We start from the raw sequence: 21,166 nt of genomic DNA, 5'->3' as shown, positions 1-21,166 counted from the left end.
ACTATTATTAACTCATGAGTTATTAAATATATGCTAACCAATATAGTACACTAAAGAAAATCATCGAGGAAACACTCTTATGCATAGAGTTTATTTGATTCTATTATTTTTATGTTCATTAACCGCTCAATCCAAAGACACTTTATTAAAACTTTATCGCCCCTTTAATGTATCTGATGAACAAGCAAATATAAACATTCATGCGACAAAGTCCGGCCAGTGTCTGCAACAATCAAAACTCATCTTGCGTGAAGATGCCTGGCGCTGCCATGCCAATGGAAAAGTTTATGATCCTTGTTTTACAAAAAACTTTGGAAATAAAAAAGAGGCCTTATGCCCCACATCTCCTTTAAACGGGGAAAGTACTCTAATCACCGTCAACGAACCTTTAAACAATATTTTTCATACCTCTCTTGATATGTCTCGCGCTTATCCATGGGCTGTAATACTGGAAAACGGTACCTATTGCCAGGCTATTGAGAGCAAGGAATCTTATGATCATCTGCCTGTTCACTACAGGTGTCAAGATAACAGTCTATTGCTTGGCCATATCCAACGCTGCGATCCTAATTGGAAAATGCTGCAAAAAAAAGAAGATCAAATACAAACCGTCAGTCTGGCAAAAGTGTGGTTTTAATTGAGATAACTCATAAAACACGGGCAATTGTATGAAAAATGCCATAATTTCATCAGGAGCTTTTGATATTTTTTACCAGTTTGCCCAAAAAAGGCAAAAAAAGACGGCACAGACCCACCCTGAGATGTTAAGATTCTGAAATCATGGAAGATTAATTCTGAATATCTCTTGCAAAAATTCATTTCACCGGCTTTAATTAAAAAAGAGAATATCTTTCAGGGAGAAAGACATGTTTTTTGCAGCTGAAGATTTTCATTCATATATACTAGGGCAGATTTTTGGTTTATATCTCATTATTATGGCCATCATCATGTTGGCACGCGCCCGCTATTACCGAGATATGATACGAAATTTAAAACCGGTAAGCGGTTCTGTTGTATTCGGAGCAACGTATGGACTGTTACTGGGACTGTTTTTAATCACCGTACATAATCACTGGGTCTGGGAACCTGATGTTATCGTCACCTTTCTAGCGTGGCTCATATTAATAAAATCCATCCTTTGGCTGGCATATCCTGAAGCCATGCTTCGCTTTGCCAAGAAAGCCTATACGGGTAAAAGCTATTACGTCATTATTGGCATAGCAGCTATCTTAGGCATTCTTTTAATGGCGAGAGGATATTATCCGTTTATATAAATCATGTGTCTTGCGGGGCAGCCATATAAAAGGCTTCTTTAGTCAGACAATGCTCATTGATCTGCTGGATGAGGGGAAAATCATCCAGTGGCAAAGCAAAGCGTTTGGCATTATAGACTTGAGGAACCAAGCAGAGATCAGCCAATGAGACTTTATCACCAAAACACACCGGGACAGTTCGATCAATGTCTTGCAGCCGTGCTTCAAGTGCCTCAAAACCTATTTTAAGCCAATGATGATACCATTGAAGCTTCTGCTCTTCATCCGCTTTAAACTGTTCTTTTAAGCGGTTTAGCACCCTTAAATTATTAAGCGGATGAATATCACAGGCAATCATTTGCGCCAACATTCGCACCGTAGCTTTTTCGATGGGCAGCTCAGGTAATAATGGTGGGTCAGGCGCAATTTCATCAAGATATTCAATAATGGCCAAAGACTGGCTTAAAACCATATGATCCACTGTAAGAGAAGGAACTAAACCTTGAGGATTCATCTTGCGATAAGCCGGTTGATGCTGTTCACCCCCATGAAGCACCAGATGTATTGGAATTTTTTCATGTGGGAGTTGCTTAAGGTTTAAGGCAATCCTGACTCTATAGCTAGCCGTCGATCGAAAATAATCATAAAGTTTTATCATCATGATTTCACTGCTCATCAAAAAACAAAAATGTTATGATTTCTCAACCGGATAATATTCAACCTGTTGATCAATGGCTCCAAAAATACTGTTGCCCTGCTCATCCAGCATTTCAATGCGTATTTTGTCACCGAAACGCATGAATTCCGTTTTTGGCTGACCGTATTCAATAATCTCCAGCATTCTTCGTTCAGCAATGCAGGAAGAGCCTTTACTGCGATCCACATTGGATACAGTTCCCGAGCCAATAATTGTGCCTGCTGCAAGACTTCTGGTTTTAGCGGCATGTTTAATCAGCTGAGGAAAAGAAAAGGTCATGTCCTGCCCAGCATTAGGCTGTCCGAATAATTCCTCATTAAGATGGCTTAGTAATGGCAAATGCACACGATAACCATCCCAGTGCAAACCAAGTTCATCAGGAGTAACGGCAACCGGTGAAAAACTGCTCGCCGGCTTGGATTGAAAAAAACCAAACCCTTTGGCGATTTCAGCAGGTATCAAATGACGTAAGGAAACATCGTTAACCAGCATGATTAACTTAATATGTCCAATAGCTGCTTCCTCGTCTATAGCCATGGGTACATCATCGGTTACAACGGCAATTTCTGCCTCAAAATCAATGCCGTAGCTTTCATCTCTTACTGAAATCGGATCTCCAGGACCAATAAAACCATCGGAGCCGCCTTGATACATTAAAGGATCCGTCCAGAAATTTTCTGGCATTTCAGCGCCTCGTGCCCGACGCACAAGTTCAACATGATTGACATAAGCACTTCCGTCGGCCCATTGATAAGCACGCGGCAAGGGAGATGCCATTTGTTCCACTTTAAAGGGAAAATGCTCTTCTATAAGATTATCGTTTAATTGCTGATAAACCTCCTGTAAAGCAGGCTCACAGGTTTGCCAATGCTCCAGAGCATATTGTAAGTGAGGAGCAATCTGAGGTACGCGAACAGCTATGGTTAAGGCACGATTCACCACGCATAGTTCACCGTCACGACTAGATATCGATTTTAGACTGGCGAGTTTCATACATCCTCCCAAGCTGATTCGTTTAAGGTTCCACGTTTGATTTGATCTCTTTCAATGGCTTCAAATAAAGCTTGAAAGTTACCTTCACCAAAACCTTCATTTCCCTTGCGTTGAATGATTTCAAAAAATACAGGACCGAAAATATTTTCGGTAAAAATCTGTAATAACAATCCGCTGGAAGGTTCGCTTTCACCATCAATCAAGATACGTTGCTGTTGAAGTTGTTCCAGCGATTCATGATGCCAGGGTATTCGGGCATTAATCATTTCATAATACGTATCAGGAACATCCAAGAAATCAACACCCTGCTCTCTCAACTGCTGGATAGTACTGTAAATATCCTCACAGTTTAAAGCAATGTGTTGAATGCCTTCGCCTTTATATTCATGAAGAAATTCTTCAATTTGCGACTGGTTATCTTTGGACTCATTCAAGGGAATTTTTATTTTACCGCAAGGACTTGATAATGCCCGGCTGACAAGCCCGGTCATTTTACCCTTAATATTAAAAAAACGAATTTCCTGAAAATTAAAGATGGACTCATAAAATTCAGCCCATTTATCCATATTACCGCGAAAGACATTATGTGTAAGGTGATCGATGGCTTTAAGACCACTGCCTTTGAAATCAGAAAGGGTTGTTTCATTCCACTGCCCTGCAAAAGGAGTAGAGGCATCATCAACAAAATAAATGACACTACCACCTATTGCCTTAATGGCCAATAAACCATGATTTTCCGGCGATTTTTCTTCAAAAGGTTCAGCCCCTTGCTCTATGGCGTGCTGATAAGCCTTTGCTGCATTCTTTGTGCGAAAGCCCATTGCACAAGCCCCTGCCCCGTGCGTTTTGGCATGCGAGGCAGCCTGGCAGTTTGGCTCGGCATTGACAATAAATTGAATGTCTCCTTGCTGATATATGACAATATCCAGCTGTTGGTGTTTAGCTGCAATAGAAAACCCCATTTTCTTGAATTGTTGATGGAGCTGATGTTTATCCGGGCCGGAAAACTCTAAAAAAGCAAATCCATCCAACTGGCAGGGATTTTCATTCATTGACTTGTACATGAGGCACTCCTTTTTCATATATTTGAAAAACAGGACATTTTTCGGGCTGTCTTTTCTCAAGACATATATTTCTTCTATCCATTAACTCCAGGTAAAATGGCCTTAGATAAAAAACAATCCATCATTATCATGGATATCCTCAGAGAATTCATTTTTTCTTTGGTTTCAACAGAAACAATCCATCTGCAATGGCAAGCAGACTGACTGAAACACGATCATCACACTTAATCAGCTGATTGAGCTTTCGTATTTCCCGAGTCTGCCCCCCTGTTTCATTTTCGTCAATCACCTTACCGCCCCAAAAAATATTATCGATGGCTATCAGACCATCTGGTTGAATGAGTTTCAAAGCTAACTCATAATATTGGGTGTAATTGGTTTTGTCGGCATCAATAAATATAAAATCAAAACCGTGCTGCCATCCTTCTTCAAGCAAAAGATTCATTGAATCAAGCGCTTTCCCAAGACGCAAATGAATTTTTTTATCCTGACCCGCTTTTTTCCAGAAAGGATAGGCATGGCTTGTCCATTCTTCACTGATATCACAGGTAATCAGCTTTCCGTCTTCAGGTAAAGTCAGTGCCATCGCCAAGGCAGAATAACCGGTAAAAGTGCCTAATTCTAAAACGTATCTGGCTTTAAGGATTTGCAACAACATTTGCATAAACTGAGCCTGCTCAGGCGCCACCTGCATGGCCGCCAAGGGCAAACGAGAAGTCTCTTCTCTTAACTCGTGTAAAACAGGATGTTCGCGCAGGGAAACATCAAGCATGTAATCATACAACTCTGGTGTAAGGGATAAGTGCTTCACGTCTCATTACCTTATGCTAATTTCTCCTGAGCCAAGGTATCGGCAATTTCACTGGTTGGCAAGTTTTCTTGTGCAGAACGATGAAAAATTTCCATTAAGGAAGTATATATCCCATCAATTTGTTCATTTACATTCCGAATTGTGGTATTTAAATACTTGCTGGCAGCGTAAATGAGTCCTCCCGCATTCAACACATAGTCAACGGCAAAAAGAATGCCCTTTTCATGAAGCAGCTTACCATGAGAGGCATGAGCAAGCTGATTATTAGCAGCTCCAGCAATGATCGATGTTTGCAGTTGATTAATACTCATATCATTGATCACAGCTCCAAGCGCACAGGGAGAAAAAACATCGCAGGGAATTTTATAAATCTGATCCGCATTTACAGCCTGAGCGCCCATCTCTTCGACCGCTTTACTCACCACCGCCGGGTTAACATCGTAAATACTCAGTTTTGCACCTTCTTCAGACAGCAATCGACATAACTGATAGCCGACATGTCCAAGCCCTTGAACAGCCACATGAAGACCTTTCAGGCTATCTTTTCCTAACTTGAAAGCCACAGCCGCCTGTATGCCGCGCAACACACCCAAGGCTGTATAGGGAGAGGGATCCCCGTTAGATTTGGAAAGACTGGCCACATAAGAAGTATGCTCAGCAATAATGTCCATATCGGCCAATTCAGTACCGCTATCCAGAGCTGTGATATAACGGCCGTTCAGCTCATTCACAAATTTGCCGAAAGCATGCATGTAGCTGGCGCGATCAAAGCTCCTCTGCGGCTTGATAATCACTGCCTTTCCACCCCCCAGGGGTAAATTAACAGAAGCTGCTTTATAACTCATACCGCGGGCAAGTCGCATGGCATCCTTAAGAGCAGCCATCGTATTCGGATATTCAATAAAACGACATCCTCCCAGTGCAGGGCCCAGCTTGGTGCTGTGAATTGCAATAATAGCTTTCATGCCCAGTTCACTGTCGACTTTGAAATGCAAATCACCAAATCCTCTTTCCATGGCATAATCGAGGAAATCATGGCTATCCATAAAATCGACGGGGTTCTTTTTATTATCGAAAGACATCATGAGAAACACTCCAGACAGAAAATATTTTTGGTTAAAGTTATAGACTTTTTCTATCATTAAATCAATAAATCAATGTTCGTCTAATAAGTTGATACGGGCCTCATTTTTGCTCATACTATGGCGTTAAGAATGAAATCCGTCAATCAACCGGAGATATGATGAAAAAAATAGCCTTAATATTGATGTGCCTGATACTGATACCATTGGCCCATGCTGGAAACAAGTCTGACATACCTCTGGATAAAATTATTTTTCAAATATCCGCCAAGCAGTGGGTCACGACTCAAACGGCTTTATTAAGTGTTGATATCAACGCCACGCTGTCCAGTGCAGATTTGGTCAAAGCACGTGCTGATATCATGAGCAGTTTAAATAAAATAGCCCAGGGTGATTGGCAGTTAACAAGATTTGATCGCTCCCAGGATAGTTCCGGACTTGAAAAATTGACGGTCAATGCTCAAGCACGAGTTCCACAAGAGGCTTTAACGGATGTTTATAATAATGCCAAATCAGTGAGCAAGCCCGGTGCAAATTACAGTATTGCTAATGTCGAATTTAAACCAAGCCTTGAAGAAATACAAAATGTACGCGGAAAAATACGTGAACAACTGTATCAGCAAATCAATAATGAACTTAAGCGCATTAATAAAAATTACCCAGGTCAAAATTACAGTCTGTCACAGCTCATTTTTATGGAAGGCGATCAACCCATACAACCCAAAGCCTTTCAGGCTCGTGAAATGAATGCAATGGTCATGGCAGCTACACCCGCGCCACAGGTAAGCGTCAGTAATGAATTAATCATGACAGCCATGGTTGTCGTAGCCTCCAACCGTACGACGGAGGATTAATTTGTTTTTATCGCAAAAAGTTATAGGGCACCGCGGAGCTTCAGGTTATGCTCCGGAAAATACCATGGCCGCATTTAATAAAGCGCTTGCCTTGGGTTGTCGCATGATTGAATTTGATGTGATGTGCAGTGTCGATGGGGAACCATTCGTGTTTCATGATGAAAATCTAAAGCGAACAACCAACGGTCGCGGCCAATTTGGACTTGCAGAGTCCAGTTATCTTGAAAGCCTTGATGCTGGGAAATGGTTTTCAAGGCGATTTCGTCACGAAAAAATTCCTCATTTCCGTGATGTTTTAAAATGGCTGGCATTTTCCGAGGTCCAGGCAAACATTGAAATCAAACCTTATCCTGGAACCAGCAAGCAAACCACGATCACAGTGCTAAGTCATATCAATCGTTACTGGCCTCAAAATAAGGATTTACCTCTTGTTTCAAGCTTTGATTGGGAGGCTCTGGCGCTGAGCCGAAGCATTTCTCCTGAAATGCCTTTGGGTTTTTTACTTCATGAGTGGGATGAAGGCTGGGAACAAAAAGCAGAGCAGCTCTATTGCTATTCTGTCCATCTTAATCATAGAATCTTAACCGAAGAACGGGTAAAAACCATCAAAAATCATGGATATCGGGTATTTTCCTATACCGTTAACCGTAAGCGGTTGGCTAATAAACTGTTCAATTGGGGCGTGGATGCTATATTCAGCGATTACCCAGATTTACTGATATGATAAAAAAATTTTATTTTCTTCAAAAAAAAAATCGCTTCAGAATCCTGGCAGCGACCATCGTGTTTTTTTTAAGTTTTCCTCTATGCGCCAAACGAATAAATATCATATGGTGGCATGCAATGGCAGGTCACCTGGGAAACGAAATTCGTCATCTAGCCTATGATTTTAACCAGCAACAAGACCAATATTTTATCAAACCGGTTTATAAAGGCGATTATATTGAAACTTTAACCAGCTTTGCAGCTGCTTTCAGGGCTCACCAGCCTCCCGACATGGTACAAGTGTTTGAAGTTGGTGCAGCAACCATGCTTAAACCAAAAGGAATTATAAAACCTGTAGCTCAACTGATGAAGGAACAACATATCCCTTTGCCCACTAATGATATTATCCCTGCCGTACGCCATTTTTACAGTAAAAACGGTGAATTGATGGCATTTCCATTAAATCTTTCTGTCCCCGTGCTTTATTACAATGCTGAAGTCTTGAAAAAAATAGGATACGATCAACGCAATTTTCCCCACAGCTGGCAAGAACTGGAAAAATTAGCTGAAAAACTAAAAAATGCCGGTTATCGTTGCGCCTATACCAGCGCACAACCTGCCTGGATATTGGTTGAATCTTATCTGGCTATTCATGGAATAGCGACAACTGAAAACATGCCTCTACGTGCTATATATAACTCTCCTTATTTTGTCGCTCATCTTGCACGATTGAAACACTGGCAGGAGCTTGGCTATTTCCGCTATGGTGGCCGGGCAGATGATGCTACGGTATTGTTCACCAGTAATGTATGCCCCATGTACAGTCAATCATCTGGCGGCTATAACAGCCTTTCAGAAATAGTACCTTTTCGTCTGGGCGTGGCTTTATTACCGCTGGATACTGAGGTGAGTCAAACAAGGCATGCCAATGTTGCCGGCGGTGCTGCATTATGGGTGACAGCAGAACGTCCTGCCGTAAAAGAAAAGGGAATTGCGCTTTTTTTGCACTATCTTTCCCGGCCTGATGTACAAAAACGCTGGCATGAGCACAGCGGTTATTTACCGCTTGGATTAACCGGGCAATATGCTGCCATCAGCTCCATAAGTCAGCATCCCGTATTAAAACTGGCACAAGCGGATTTAACCACAAGCAGCGAACATCTGAAAACAAATACACTGATTCCTCAACACCAAATCAGGGCAGTTAATGAAGCAGCCCTTGAAACATTATTTGCCGGTTTAAAAACACCAAAACAGGCCGCTGATGAAGCAGTAAAGCAAGCAAACCATCTCATCTGGCGATACATACGTAACACCCAATCCTAAACAAAATTTATCGTATTAAAAGCAGAACTGACAACAGGTCATTTTTCGCCTCATCGGCCTTCTCTCTTTTAATATCAGTTTTATATGCTATAAAAAATATATAAACCCCGGTTAGAGTTATATAAAAATTAAGCTGTTTATTTGTCCACTTTTCTCAGCTAAGGGACCAGGCATGAATAATGAGACAAATCACCAGGCCACTCCCTGGGAAGAATTGGAGAAAAAAGTTGAGTTTCTGAAAAAGACTGAGTCTTATGAAAAACCATGTAAAAAGATTGAAGCCATTGAAACCCATATGTCATGGGTATTTTTAACTGAAGAACATGCTTTTAAGCTTAAAAAACCCATCCAATATTCTTTTCTCGATTTAAGAAAATTAGACGCCCGTTATTTGAACTGTCTCTGTGAGCTGGAAATCAACCAAGATTTAGCGCCAGGCTTTTATATAGAAGCAACGGCTTTATGTCAGAATAAACAGCAATTTTACCCTGTAGGTCAAGACATAAAGGGGAAAGTGGTCGATTGGCTGCTTAAAATGCAGCGTTTTCCCCAGGATAAAACATTAAAACAACAAATTAAGCAAGACAAAATTGACGAAACAAAACTTAGAGAAGCGGCATTGACCCTCACTCGATTTTATAAACAATCTGCACCTGAGAAAATAAAGAACAATGATTACAGAAAACAATTAAATCGATACGTCACCGACAATTTCAACGCGCTCACTAGATCACAATATGGTTTGGATCAAATACAAGTTCAAGCCATTCACTCTGCCCAGTTTCATCTTCTTTGTGAGTTGTCCGATGAACTGAAACAACGGGAGATGCAGGGAAAAATCATTGATTGTCATGGCGATTTACGTCCAGAGCATATTTGTCTTATTTCCCCACCGATATTTGTGGATCGTCTCGAATTTGACCCCGAACTAAGAAAAATGGATCCAGTCGATGAACTATCCTATTTAACCCTTGAATGTGATTTGTTAGGCAGAGCAGATATTGGTGAATTTTTTTTTGATGTTTATCAAAAAAAAACGAATGATCAACCCTCAGCAAAGCTTTTATCCTTCTATCAAAGTCTTCGTGCTTGTGTGCGGGCAAAAATTTCTGCCTGGCATCTTGATGACCCACGGGTTTCAGATAAAGATAAATGGCAGCGAAACGCCAAAAAATACCTGCAATATGCGGCTTTTATACTTTAACCTCATTGATATGGAAATTCTTCCAGCAAGTCTACAATGGATCCATTTTCATGTATTCTCTTTATCGCTTGCGCAAACAAAAGCGAAGCATCCATCATCTCTACTTTTTTTTCCCTCAAGGAATCTTTCAGACGAAATGAGGAAATACTGTTGGTGACCATTATTTTTTCTATTCTTGGATCATCGATAACATCATTGGCTCCTTTGACAAAAACCCCATGACTGGCGCAAACCCATATCACTTTGGCCTTTTGCTGATGTAAAGCCTCTACTGCAAGCCCTATGGTGGTTCCGGAACTGATGATATCATCGATGATGATTGCAATTTTTTCGCGTACATCACCAACAATTTCCTGCCCACCACTAACTTCTCCTTCACTTCTTTTTTTAGATAAAAACGCTTTTTTGATCTCTCGTTGCATTAAATCAGATAACAGCTCTCTGAATTGCTCTGCACGTTTAAGACCTCCAGCATCCGGAGATACAACCACCATGTCCTTATCCTTTAAGCTGTGCCTAAAATAAGGTGCGAACAAAACCATGGCCTCCAGATGATCCGTAGGAATACGAAATGCATTCTGGAAAGCAGCAAGATTATGAATGTCCATGGTAAGAACATGATCCGTTCCCACTGCTTCCAACATTTGAGCCATATATTGTATGGTCACAGGATCCCTGCTTTTTGTTTTCCGATCCTTGCGAGCATAGGCAAAATAGGGAATGACTGCCGTTACTCGTGCGGCAGAGGCCGCTTTTAATGAGCCAATAAAAAACAAAAGTCGGCAAATCTTGTCATTGACCGTTTGCTGTTGATCACTGAACAAGGATTGGACAACAAAAACATCACATCCCCGCACATTTTCAAGCGAACGTACCTTATGCTCACCATCTTCAAAATCCCTTTCTTCATGAGAAGCCATCTGAATTGCTAAATGACGAGCTATTTTTTCCCCCCATTCTTTGGAAGAATGAAGCGCAAAAAGTTTCATATCCATATCTCAATCTCCCTTTCTTTTAATAGAATGTGAACGCTATTTTTTACGATCTAATGCCCTTTATGGGACCTGGGCTCGACAAATATGGATTATTCTCCACCCTCATCGGAAACAATTCTCTTTTAAATGTATTTAGCCATTTTTTTAGGGATCGAATCCCCGCTACTTGATAACGGGGTCCATACGAAGCTTCGCATGGATTCCAGTATTTATAGAATACAGTTATTTTAAAAAAGGATAGACTTTATCCAACAATTGTTTATTGGTTGCCAGAAAACTTTTTTTCATTTGCGTTTCTTCCGAGCCATAAAATGGTTTTTCTCCTGATGATAAAATGAGTAATCCTCCAGCTTCTGTCAAAATCGCTTCAGGTGCACAAAGATCCCATAAATGACAATGACAAGAAAAGTTCAAATAAAGATCCGCTGTTCCTTCTGCTATTTTTCCCAATTTAAGTCCAATTGAGCCAAGCTTTGATGTTCTGGAAATGCCCAAGGCCTTAGCCACATCATCGACCTTGGAGCTCCAGTGACTGCGAGATTGAATTAAAACAGCCTCTTCAGGCTGAGATACAGAACGTATTTTCAAGGTTTTAAAGCCTTGAGGCGTTTTAAGAAATGAGCCTTTATTTTTAGCCGAATAATACAGCTTATCTCTATCAGGCTGATAGACCACACCAAGACAAGCGACTCCCTTGATGGCCAGGCCAACCATAATTGACCATTCATCACGATTTTCTATAAATTCTTTTGTTCCATCAATTGGGTCAATAAACCAGATACGTTCAGACTGAGCGGCTCCTTCATGCTGGGATGCTTCTTCAGAGATTAAAAGATCATCAGGAAATTCCCTGCCGATTTTTTCAAGCAATAACTCACTGACTGCATGATCGGCATCAGTGACAGGCCCCTGACTTTTTTCTTTATAGTGAACTTTATAATGTCCTGTGCGAATGCTTCGAGCCAATTTTCCCGCTTCCTGGACGAGGGGCATGACCGTCTTTAACTCTTTATCCAGAATGAAATTCATCGTATGCTCATTAGACATGCAAAATCCCCTTGATTGTTTTTTTCAGCTTCTTTCCAAATATATTCTGCCATCATCATTTAATTGAAGTTTTTCTAAGGGAAACGGCGATTTTCGTTGCAACATTTGCATAACCCATCGACAATCTTTAAAACAGGCATAATGAAGACGGAATTTTTTTAAGCTCATTGGCACGATTTCAAGTCCTTTTAGTTCTCTTGTCTCAGCCTCAAGTTCGAGAAAATACATTAAGGCTAAATCGCTCTTAAATTCTTCATAACCAGAGATACCTTCATAATCATTTATAAAATCACCGCAGCCATAAAAAATGAGTTTGCCTCGATATATCTCTATCCCCATAGGATGATGCGAAGAATGTCCATGAACAACATCAACACCTGCTTCATTGATAAGAAGATAGGCAAACTTTTGATGAAGAGAAGGAATTTGGTAACCCCAATTTCCTCCCCAATGAAGGCTGACAATACAAAGATCCTGAGTGCCTTTAAATGCCATGATCCTGTTTTTAATGTGCAAGAAGGTATTTAAACTCAAATCATTGAGCAACCATACACCTGGACGGTGAGATGTAGCCTGCCATTCCCTTGGAATCCCACTGGATTCCACTCCCATAGAAAAGATCAATATTCTCCCCCCATGAGCGATATTTATAACAGCGGGAGCCTGCACTTTGTCAAGCTGCTCTCCTGCGCCAGCAAATTGAATAGAGGCTTTTGTCAGTGTTTGCAAGGTTTCATGTAGTCCCTCGACACCCCAATCGAGGATATGATTATTAGCCAAAGCACAAACATCAATCTTTGCAGAGGTCAAGGCGTTAATATTTTCCGGACTCATTCGGTAATGGATACCCTTATTTAACCAGGGAGTGGGGCTTGCAGTAATACTGGTTTCCAGATTAATTAAGCGTAAATGGGGTCGATGTCGCTCCCATTCCTGGTGGGCATCTCCCCATAGATAGTCACCATGAACCAACCGGGGTATCTTACCGTTAATTGCTTCAGCAAGACGAACATATTCTCTGGCATCATGAACATAACTTTCATAAAGCTGCGGTTCAGCGGGATATTGTAAAATTTGATCGATGCCCCTTCCTGTCATGACATCGCCACATAAGAAAATTCTTATATATTGAGACGCTTTTTGGCCCATACCATTCCTTGTCGGCATCTAATTAAGAAAATTATAGTTCATTGCCTAGGGGGTTTCCTGGAGCGCAGAATGATTTAAATGGGAGCCATAAATTCCCTTAAATCAGGTTTTTTTTGCAATCGATATTGATATACAGCATAAAAAGCAATCACATTTTTCAAATAATTACGTGTTTCATGCCAAGGTAATGTTTCTATCCAGACATCAACGGCCTTTGGCGGATGATTTTTCAGCCAGTAATTGACCTGCTCCGGGCCAGCATTATAAGCCGCGGCAATTAAAAGAGGATGCCGGTTAAAGCGTTTAGACAATAGCTGAAGATAAGCAACTCCAATGTTAATGTTCTTTCTGAGCGAAAACAGTTGCTGCTGATTCTGATAAGAAATGTTTTCTTTTTTGGCCACCATTTTTGCAGTTCCTGGCATAATCTGCATTAACCCACGTGCTCCTGCTCTGGATGTGACATCAGGACGAAATGCACTTTCCTGACGAATAATCGCATAAATAAATTCAGGTCGAATGGTATAGTTTCTGGCAAAATTATTCACGGTTTCTCTATAAGATAAAGGAAAGCGAAGCGTAAGCTGATTATTCAGCGCCTCATAAACATTACTTAAATAAACAGATTTCCCTGGCCATTCTAATTCATAGGCTACCCAGTAGGTCAGAGCACTTGCTTCATTTTTAGGCAGTTCACTGATAAAGTCATTTAATAGCCTTGATGCCTCGAGCTTTTTATTGGAATGATACTGAGTCTTTATATGCTCAAGAAAAGGTTGATAGACTTTAAGAAGAGACATATCAATCACGGGGTTTTCATTATCAAAATAAAAGGACTGGTTTAATTTCAAGCTGGCTAGAAATCCATAATAATGACGAGTTTTCGCCAATTCCTGATACAAGGCTTTCGCTTTACTCTTTTGTCCCTGGGCCTCAAGGGATCTTGCCAGCCAATATTGCCAGCATAGCTCATTCTTTACGCCGAAATGAGCAATCAACTGTTGCACCTGAGCCCAGTTCTGTCGCTTAAGAGCAAATCTTATCTGCCAGTCCAGCAAACTGTCATTATAATTGGCCGGTTCCACTTTCCTGAACCACTCATAGGTATCATCATGACCTCTTATGGCCTTATATAGTGCAAGGTGAGCTAAAAATGACTGTTGTTGGCTTTCGCTTAGTAATTTTTTGGTTTTAACATGACGCCAATATTGAATGGCTTGATCCATGTTTCGTGCAACCATACGCTTTAAACCGTACAGATAAAAATCATCGTGCAATTCACCCGTTTCCAGATGAGCAATTTTTGTTGGATCCCTGTAAATAATGAAGAGGGTTTTTGCATCCTGCAAACGCGGTTCTTTATATTGCTTCAATAAATAACGAGCCAATTGCAGATTGCGTTTCTCCAATGCCAGGATAATGCGTCGGGTAATAAGGCTTTCATCAAAATCCTCACTATGAAGCAATAACGAAAACAATTCATCACATGCCGCAGGCTGAGACTCACCAACGAGCCATAAGGATTTTGCTTGTTTTAAAGCCTCCTTCTTCTCTCCCATATGATGTTTGGCAATCTCAGCATAACACTGCAAAGATGTATCTTCTGAATCTCGATAATAGCGGTGATAGGCTGGCCAGTCCTTTTTTTCTGCCAGATGATAAAGCCATTTTTCCCGCAGTTTATTAGCCAAAGGGGTATCTTCACGGATAAAACTGAGAAATGGCGTTGTAGCGGCAGCGGCCTCTGGTAAATTTTGATTCCATTCTCTATAAGCGAGAAATCGGTCGAGATAGGCTTGGCTGGAAAAGGCGCAAGGAAGCATCAGAAACCACATCACACCAATGGTAATTAATATTTTTTTCATTGCTTTTTTATTAATCCTTCAGGCCGTGTTTACCTAAAAAATCTTCACAGATCACCAGGTTGTCCATTATCTTTTATCTTTAAATTTGGCTGATTTGCTCAAATTTTCTCTATGACAAAAGATAAGCGCACAGAATCTAACGCATTCAAAACCCATTCCATGAAAGCTATTTAATTTTTGACAGGGACTCACGCATGCTCTTTATCGTCTGTTCATAGTCCTTGCCATTAAATATAGCAGAGCCAGCTACAAACTGTTGAGCACCAGCCTGAGCTAAAATGGTAATGTTATCCAGTGTTACTCCACCATCCACGCAAACAGCTAATCGTGGATATTGCTTCCTTACCTGTGTCATTTTGTCAATAACTTCACGAATAAGCTTTTGCCCTCCAAAACCCGGATTGACTGTCATTATCAAGACAAAATCCAGATGATAGGCACACCATTGCAGATGTTCAATCGAAGTTGAGGGATTTAAGGCCAAGCCTGCTTCACAGCCCTCATCTCGAATCAACTGTAAACTACGATCAAGATGAATGGTGGCATCAGGATGAATACTAATTCGTTTAGCTCCAGCTTTGGCAAATGACGTAATTAATGCATCGACAGGAGTTGCCATCAAATGAACATCTACCGGTAAATTCGGAAAACGTTTTAATAAGGCAGCACAGAATGCTGGTCCAAATGTCAGATTTGGAACATAGTGATTATCCATAACATCAAAGTGAATCATGTCTGCGCCTGCCTGCATGACGGCTTCAACTTCATCACCCAAGCGTGTCATGTCTGCTGATAAAAGTGAAGGGGCAATTTTAAAAGTCATCTAAAAATGGTTTCCTCATTAAAATGTTATAAAATTATCGACTTTTCATTTATATTTTTTAGCGGAACATGCATCCCAATATCATTTTTATGCCGGAAAGTTTTAGAGCGTGTCGTCACGCTCTAAAACACCGAATGATTTAAATATGTACAAGTTAAATTTGATTATTGATGAATCAAAAATATTAACTCCGTCTCTACGTTCTGCGGCTTGGCCGCAGAATTGTGATGCTGAGAGATTTCTGGTTCCCGCGGACGAGCCGAGGGACGTAGAAATTGCATACAAATCAATACAATTGCTCTATTCTAAGCCAAATATTGGCGGTACACCTTTAAATTATTCGGTGCTCTAGGTCATAAACCTTTGTAATGAGGGGCCGCCGTTAAAAAATTAAAATGGAAACAATAAATAATAATAGTACAATGTTTTCTTTGTTCTGTCCTCTCCAAAATATAAAAGACAGAAGCAGCACAGCTTCTTATTCAGCTTCGTTTTTTTTGTATTTTTGGGCTTATTTTGGCGTTTCAAAATACTCATTTATTGCATGTAAACTGCGCTTTAAAATTCTAAATCAGTCCAATCTGCTAAAAAATACTGTGTGGCATGAGATCTTTATCATACTTTTTTTTAAATTAATTTTTGATAAAAATTTATACATTATATTGATAAATTATACAAATTATGGCATAATGCTATTTCTTCAGTCTTCTAACACTTGTAATTTACACATCTATCCCCAGATTTGTATTACAAATAAAAAGCTGAGCCTTGACATACCGTGAAATAATGAGGGAGTACCCATGAACCAGAACTGGCCAACAAAAGATAAAGACTTGCAAGTTGCTCGTATCATTATGGAAGAATATGCCAATGAACGAGACACTGATGCTCTTGGGCTGATGGAAATTGTAGTCAATCAAAGTGAAAAACGCATGGATTTTCGTCTATCTGGATGGGTAATTTTGCTGGCAAAACATTTTAATTCTCTTTATGGTGCCACTCAAGGCGATTATGTCACACGACAAGTCATCAGTCGTTGCATAACTCAGGGAGCAACGGTTCACTAAATGGTAAGAGATCAACCTCCTGCCTTGAACATGGAGGATGATCTTTTACATTAAATAGCGCACTTACCAATTTAAATAAGCTCAGCGTAGATGCCCTAAATATTTTCGGTAATTTTTCTGATATTCCCCGCTGTTTTGATAATTCAATAAGGCTGCATTAATTTGTGTTAATAAGGTTTCATTTTCTTTATTAACAGCAATAGCCAGCCCGAACCCATAATCAAAAGGCATACCAAGTGTTTTGAATCGTCCCCCCGACTGATGCTCCCAAAAAACAGCGCTGGGATTATCAAGCAATGCGACGTCCACGTCATCATTCCCGAGTGCTTCAATAAGGCTATGGACATCATCATAGGGAATCACGCGTGTATTCTGGAGTCCCATCTGCCCAATTTGGTTATTGAAGACGCTGCCAGCCTCAACTCCAATTTTTTTATTATTCAGCAACATCAGGCTAAAAGGCGCATCACTCAGTTCCTTTCCACCAAGAAAGCGGGAACGGCTGATTAAATAAGGGAGGGAAAATTTAACACGGCGCGCTCTGGGAATCGTGATGGCAATAGCACTGATGGCCACATCAGCCAAGTTACTTTCCACGGCAAAGATGAGATCCTCAAAACGCATCACATTGTACTGACAGGCTCTGTCCAGCTGCTTACAGATATTCTCTATCAAGCTGATATCAAAACCATAAAATTGATTGTTGCTTGCCCGCATAATAAAAGGAGGAGAAAAATGTTCTATGGCCACTCTCAGTGGTGGGCCCTGCCCATATAAAATAGAGGAAAAAACAATTCCAATGATAAGAACCAGTCTTTGCAGTAATTTCATGATATCAAGAACATTTAGTTCGCCTCTTTGTTCAGTATAAATCAGAAGATTGGCAAATCCATAAAATTTATTCAAAACGAATATAAATCCAGGCAATTTTTTTTATCAGAACATTCGACTCCATATATGAGTCAATAAGTCTCTACCCGCCATTCCACGCCTCGGCCTTTTTTTGTTGAAAATATTATGGCGCGGAATGGCGGCTTCTGATTCTTTTATGAACTCGTCTACATAAAAACCTGATAACAGATGCTATTGATTAAATTCCTCATAAGCTTCTAAGGCATCGGCAGCATACATTAAAGAGGGACCACCGCCCATATAAACAGCCATGCCTAGAGTCTCCAACAGCTCTTCTCTAGACGCTTGAAGTTTGACCAGTGTCTGAGAATGAAAACCAATACATCCCTGGCAATGGGTAGCTACTGCAAGGGCCATAGCAATTAACTCTTTTGTTTTTTTATCCAAAGCGCCTTCTTTTGTGGCTGCCTGTGCCAGTGAGGAAAAACCAGACATCAATTCAGGCATCTCTTTACGCATTTTAGCCAGTTGAACATTAATTCTTTTTGTCATTTGTTCATATTTATCAGACATTTTTTCGCTCCATTGCATTTTTTTATAAACCCGCAGGTCTTATCCGATGATTTCAAACAGGCTCGACCTTATTCCTAATCTATCGCATGAACGCAATTCCTGCAATTCAAAGCTATACTTAAAAAAACAACCTCCCTTCATGGATAAGCAGGACATGTCTTTATGAAAAAAATGGAGTTGCTTTTACAGAACAATGACCTGCCTTCTCATCAAAAAAAAGATAGAATCAAATCTGCAGCAATCTTTTTAATATATAAACAAATTCCCCTGGGTATTGTCTGTCAGCTTGTGGTTGCTTTATTTCTCGTTATGGCTTTATACCATCTTATTAATCCCTTTTATCTTTTAAGCTGGTTCCTCACCCTGTCCTGTTTATCTGCATTATTTCTTTTCTTTTACAGAATTTATCCTAAAGCTCGGCAAATCACCAGATTAAGTTTATTGACTTTATTTGTCTTTCTTTTAGGCAGCAGCTGGGGTATGGCCGGAGTGCTATTTGTTCCTTCTGAATATCCGAATTATCAAATCTTTATTGCTGTTCTTATTTTCAGTTTGTCTGCAGGCGCTGTGATTTTTTTATCAAGTATCTTATGGATGTATATTCTGTTTCTTTTATCCGCCACACTCCCTTTTACCTTATGGGCTTTTTTTCAAGGCGATATCTATATTTTTCTGGGGATCTCCAGCAGTATATTTATTCTTTTCATGTTCAGCATCAGTTATTATATCCATCAATTTATGCGAACCTCTCATTCATTAAAATATCAAAACATTGATCTTGTGGCACGAAATCATCGGCTGGGAAAAAAAATGATTGAACGTTCAGAATGGCTTACCAACCATGATTTACTGACACAATTGCCTAACAAACCAGCCATGCTTGATCATATTCGTAAAAGTATTGCTTATGCAAAACGCTTTCACAGTAGTCTTTTCCTGTTTTTTATCGATATTGATAATTTTAAGATCATAAATGACCACTTTAGCCATGAAGAAGGTGACTTCTTACTGAAAAAAATAGCTCAGCGTCTAACAAAAAGTGTGAGAGAAAGCGATACAGTGGCTCGCTTTGGAGGTGACGAATTCGTCATTTTATTTCTTACCAATGACACTAAAGATCTGTGTAAGTTGGCTGAAAAACTACTTCATGAAATCAATCGACCTGTTAAAATTGAAAATCATCACGTTATCGTAACGGCCAGTATAGGCATAAGCCTATATCCAAAAGACGGAAAAAAGGCTGGCACTCTGTTAAAGAATGCCGATATTGCCATGTCCATGGCCAAAAAAAATGGAAAAAACAATTTCAAATGTTTTGAAAAACAAAGTAATGTCTTGATAAAAAAACGACTGAATTTACAGATTGATTTATATAATGCATTACAAAAAAATGAATTTTTCCTTCTTTTTCAACCCATTGTAAACTTAAAAACCGGCCACATCGTGGCCACAGAAGCACTGGTACGTTGGCAACACCCACGCGAAGGTATTCTCATGCCCTCGGAATTTATACCCATTGCCGAAGAATCCGGCATGATCATTCAATTAGGGCAATGGATTTTTTATAAGGCCTGTCTGCAGAACAAAGCATGGCAAGAAGCGGGATTAAGGCCTATCCGAATGGCTGTGAATGTTTCAGCGCATCAATTTAAAAACAGCGATTTCATTCATTTTATAGAAGATATTCTTAAAAAAATTGAACTCAAACCCCAGTACATAGAAATTGAGCTTACCGAACGCTCACTCATGGACAATAGCCACATGATTCAACAAGCCTTAGAGCATTTGCATAAAAAGGGGGTTTCCATTGCCATTGATGATTTTGGTGTCGGTTATTCAGGCATCAGTTATATTAGGCAGTTTCCTATCGATAAACTAAAAATTGACGGTTCATTTATTTGTCAATGCACCAGCAATCCGGATGATGCTTCAATTATAAAAGCCATCATAGGTATGGCACGAAGTTTGAAACTTGACGTCATTGCTGAAGGCATTGAAAATGATGCTCAAAGACAATTTCTTATTCACTCCCACTGCCATGAGGGACAAGGATTTATTTTTAGCCCACCTGTAGAAGGAAAAGCCATTGTTCCATTCATGAAAAAGAACTGGAAAACGAATCAGGTTTCCGGCACTTAGGACAATGATAAGTGCACAGAAGCTAGGGCTGAGAGTTAGGGCCTAAAGTAACTGATGAAAACTTTCTTTAGCAAGAGTTAAATATCGTTCCAACTGGCCTAATTCATGTTTTAGCGCTAAAATTTTATCGGAATGACCTGAAGTTTCAGCCTGTCTGAGCCTTTTGCTTAGTGCCTGTCGTTGTTCCAGCAGTTTATTAATGCGCTCCTCAAATTCCTTTAGCCACTGCTGCTTTGAATGAATTCTGTTGATATCAAATATTGATGAATGTTCATGATGTTTTTTATCAACTTTATCATGAGATAAACTTATCAGCACACTGATTTTTTGATGTATTTTTTCAGCAAGGTAACAAGCACTTCGCTGATTAGTCTGTAAAGCCAGTTTTCTGATATCAGATTTAATTTCAGCAATGCACGCAGAAGTACGATAATTAAAAGAGTAATGAAATAATCCAGGCGGCAATGCATGCCGTGGTATGAATTCGCCCAGATGAGAGATTTTCCATTCAAGCTCCGGTAATCGCGCTGATAACTGCTGTAAAAGCGATTTAAAAGACATAAAAAAAGAAGCTGATTTCGATTAAATCCATTTTAACCAATAATAAAGCCCTTTTGTATACAAACTCACGATGGACAGCAAAAACTCCATACATCAATTTGACAAA

At 40.0% G+C, this 21,166-nt stretch carries 22 protein-coding genes; 9 read left to right on the top strand and 13 right to left on the bottom strand.

The features are described from left to right. Positions 1-79 precede the first annotated feature (79 nt). Complete coding sequence (locus tag E4T55_RS09280) at positions 80-637, top strand: hypothetical protein (protein WP_058502611.1); 558 nt, start codon at positions 80-82, stop codon at positions 635-637. Between the two features lie 229 nt (positions 638-866). Continuing rightward, on the top strand, positions 867-1,274 hold the full coding sequence (locus tag E4T55_RS09275; protein WP_058502612.1) for a hypothetical protein: 408 nt from the start codon (positions 867-869) through the stop codon (positions 1,272-1,274). Between the two features lies 1 nt (position 1,275). Here E4T55_RS09275 and maiA read toward each other — a convergent pair whose 3' ends face one another. From maiA to E4T55_RS09250, 5 genes are all read right to left on the bottom strand, one after another. Continuing rightward, positions 1,276-1,908, bottom strand: a complete 633-nt coding sequence (gene maiA, locus E4T55_RS09270) for a maleylacetoacetate isomerase (RefSeq protein ID WP_058502703.1) — start codon at positions 1,906-1,908, stop codon at positions 1,276-1,278. 36 nt (positions 1,909-1,944) lie between these two features. Next, on the bottom strand, positions 1,945-2,943 hold the full coding sequence (locus E4T55_RS09265; protein ID WP_058502613.1) for a fumarylacetoacetate hydrolase family protein: 999 nt from the start codon (positions 2,941-2,943) through the stop codon (positions 1,945-1,947). Beyond that, on the bottom strand, positions 2,940-4,007 hold the full coding sequence (gene hppD, locus E4T55_RS09260; protein ID WP_082636571.1) for a 4-hydroxyphenylpyruvate dioxygenase: 1,068 nt from the start codon (positions 4,005-4,007) through the stop codon (positions 2,940-2,942). Before hppD ends, E4T55_RS09265 begins: the two co-directional genes overlap by 4 nt. 148 nt (positions 4,008-4,155) lie before the next feature. Continuing rightward, complete coding sequence (locus E4T55_RS09255) at positions 4,156-4,818, bottom strand: class I SAM-dependent methyltransferase (protein ID WP_058502615.1); 663 nt, start codon at positions 4,816-4,818, stop codon at positions 4,156-4,158. An 11-nt stretch (positions 4,819-4,829) separates the two neighbouring features. Then, positions 4,830-5,903: a Leu/Phe/Val dehydrogenase gene (locus E4T55_RS09250; protein ID WP_058502616.1), complete on the bottom strand. Its 1,074-nt coding sequence runs from the start codon at positions 5,901-5,903 to the stop codon at positions 4,830-4,832. 158 nt (positions 5,904-6,061) lie between these two features. Here E4T55_RS09250 and E4T55_RS09245 point away from each other — a divergent pair, with 158 nt between their 5' ends. The 4 genes from E4T55_RS09245 to E4T55_RS09230 all read left to right on the top strand — a co-directional run bounded on the left by E4T55_RS09245 (position 6,062) and on the right by E4T55_RS09230 (position 9,989). After that, on the top strand, positions 6,062-6,754 hold the full coding sequence (locus E4T55_RS09245; protein ID WP_058502617.1) for a P-loop NTPase family protein: 693 nt from the start codon (positions 6,062-6,064) through the stop codon (positions 6,752-6,754). Positions 6,755-6,818: 64 nt separating this feature from the next. Beyond that, positions 6,819-7,478, top strand: coding sequence for a glycerophosphoryl diester phosphodiesterase (locus E4T55_RS09240; protein WP_425339864.1), 660 nt, complete (start codon positions 6,819-6,821; stop codon positions 7,476-7,478). Beyond that, entirely contained in the window at positions 7,475-8,785 is a 1,311-nt protein-coding gene (locus E4T55_RS09235) for an extracellular solute-binding protein (protein ID WP_058502619.1), read from the top strand. The genes E4T55_RS09240 and E4T55_RS09235 overlap by 4 nt, the downstream gene beginning before the upstream one ends. Before the next feature lie 172 nt (positions 8,786-8,957). Then, the gene (locus tag E4T55_RS09230) at positions 8,958-9,989 is read left to right on the top strand and encodes a hypothetical protein (protein ID WP_058502620.1); all 1,032 of its coding nucleotides are present in this window, start codon (positions 8,958-8,960) and stop codon (positions 9,987-9,989) included. A 2-nt stretch (positions 9,990-9,991) separates the two neighbouring features. Here E4T55_RS09230 and E4T55_RS09225 read toward each other — a convergent pair whose 3' ends face one another. From E4T55_RS09225 to rpe, 5 genes are all read right to left on the bottom strand, one after another. Continuing rightward, positions 9,992-10,984 (bottom strand): ribose-phosphate diphosphokinase, encoded by a 993-nt coding sequence (locus E4T55_RS09225; RefSeq protein WP_058502621.1) that lies wholly within the window; start codon positions 10,982-10,984, stop codon positions 9,992-9,994. A gap of 222 nt (positions 10,985-11,206) precedes the next feature. Next, the gene (locus E4T55_RS09220) at positions 11,207-12,031 is read right to left on the bottom strand and encodes a 3'(2'),5'-bisphosphate nucleotidase CysQ family protein (RefSeq protein ID WP_082636572.1); all 825 of its coding nucleotides are present in this window, start codon (positions 12,029-12,031) and stop codon (positions 11,207-11,209) included. A gap of 24 nt (positions 12,032-12,055) precedes the next feature. Further along, positions 12,056-13,180, bottom strand: coding sequence for a CapA family protein (locus E4T55_RS09215; RefSeq protein WP_058502623.1), 1,125 nt, complete (start codon positions 13,178-13,180; stop codon positions 12,056-12,058). 74 nt (positions 13,181-13,254) lie between these two features. Next, entirely contained in the window at positions 13,255-15,045 is a 1,791-nt protein-coding gene (locus E4T55_RS09210; protein ID WP_058502624.1) for a transglycosylase SLT domain-containing protein, read from the bottom strand. Positions 15,046-15,211: 166 nt separating this feature from the next. Continuing rightward, positions 15,212-15,868, bottom strand: a complete 657-nt coding sequence (gene rpe / locus E4T55_RS09205) for a ribulose-phosphate 3-epimerase (RefSeq protein ID WP_058502625.1) — start codon at positions 15,866-15,868, stop codon at positions 15,212-15,214. Positions 15,869-16,013: 145 nt separating this feature from the next. On the opposite strand from rpe, the gene E4T55_RS09200 reads away from it, so the two are divergent. Beyond that, positions 16,014-16,220, top strand: coding sequence for a hypothetical protein (locus E4T55_RS09200; protein ID WP_058502626.1), 207 nt, complete (start codon positions 16,014-16,016; stop codon positions 16,218-16,220). Between the two features lie 448 nt (positions 16,221-16,668). Then, positions 16,669-16,935: a hypothetical protein gene (locus E4T55_RS09195; RefSeq protein WP_058502628.1), complete on the top strand. Its 267-nt coding sequence runs from the start codon at positions 16,669-16,671 to the stop codon at positions 16,933-16,935. An 81-nt stretch (positions 16,936-17,016) separates the two neighbouring features. On the opposite strand, the gene E4T55_RS09190 is transcribed toward E4T55_RS09195, so the two are convergent. Then, on the bottom strand, positions 17,017-17,841 hold the full coding sequence (locus E4T55_RS09190) for a transporter substrate-binding domain-containing protein (protein ID WP_131780711.1): 825 nt from the start codon (positions 17,839-17,841) through the stop codon (positions 17,017-17,019). Positions 17,842-18,018: 177 nt separating this feature from the next. Continuing rightward, positions 18,019-18,360: a carboxymuconolactone decarboxylase family protein gene (locus E4T55_RS09185; RefSeq protein WP_058502630.1), complete on the bottom strand. Its 342-nt coding sequence runs from the start codon at positions 18,358-18,360 to the stop codon at positions 18,019-18,021. A gap of 162 nt (positions 18,361-18,522) precedes the next feature. Here E4T55_RS09185 and E4T55_RS09180 point away from each other — a divergent pair, with 162 nt between their 5' ends. Next, a complete protein-coding gene (locus E4T55_RS09180) occupies positions 18,523-20,499 on the top strand; it encodes a putative bifunctional diguanylate cyclase/phosphodiesterase (RefSeq protein ID WP_058502631.1) in 1,977 nt (658 codons plus the stop codon). A gap of 42 nt (positions 20,500-20,541) precedes the next feature. Here the strand turns inward: E4T55_RS09180 and E4T55_RS09175 are convergent, their stop codons facing one another. Next, positions 20,542-21,060 carry a primosomal replication protein PriC gene (locus E4T55_RS09175; protein WP_058502632.1) on the bottom strand — a complete coding sequence of 173 codons (519 nt, stop codon included), beginning with the start codon at positions 21,058-21,060 and terminating at the stop codon, positions 20,542-20,544. Positions 21,061-21,166: the final 106 nt, after the last annotated feature.

The organism is Legionella israelensis, from assembly GCF_004571175.1.
GTDB classification, from domain to species: domain Bacteria; phylum Pseudomonadota; class Gammaproteobacteria; order Legionellales; family Legionellaceae; genus Legionella_D; species Legionella_D israelensis.
This window is presented reverse-complemented; position numbering and strand designations above follow the sequence as displayed.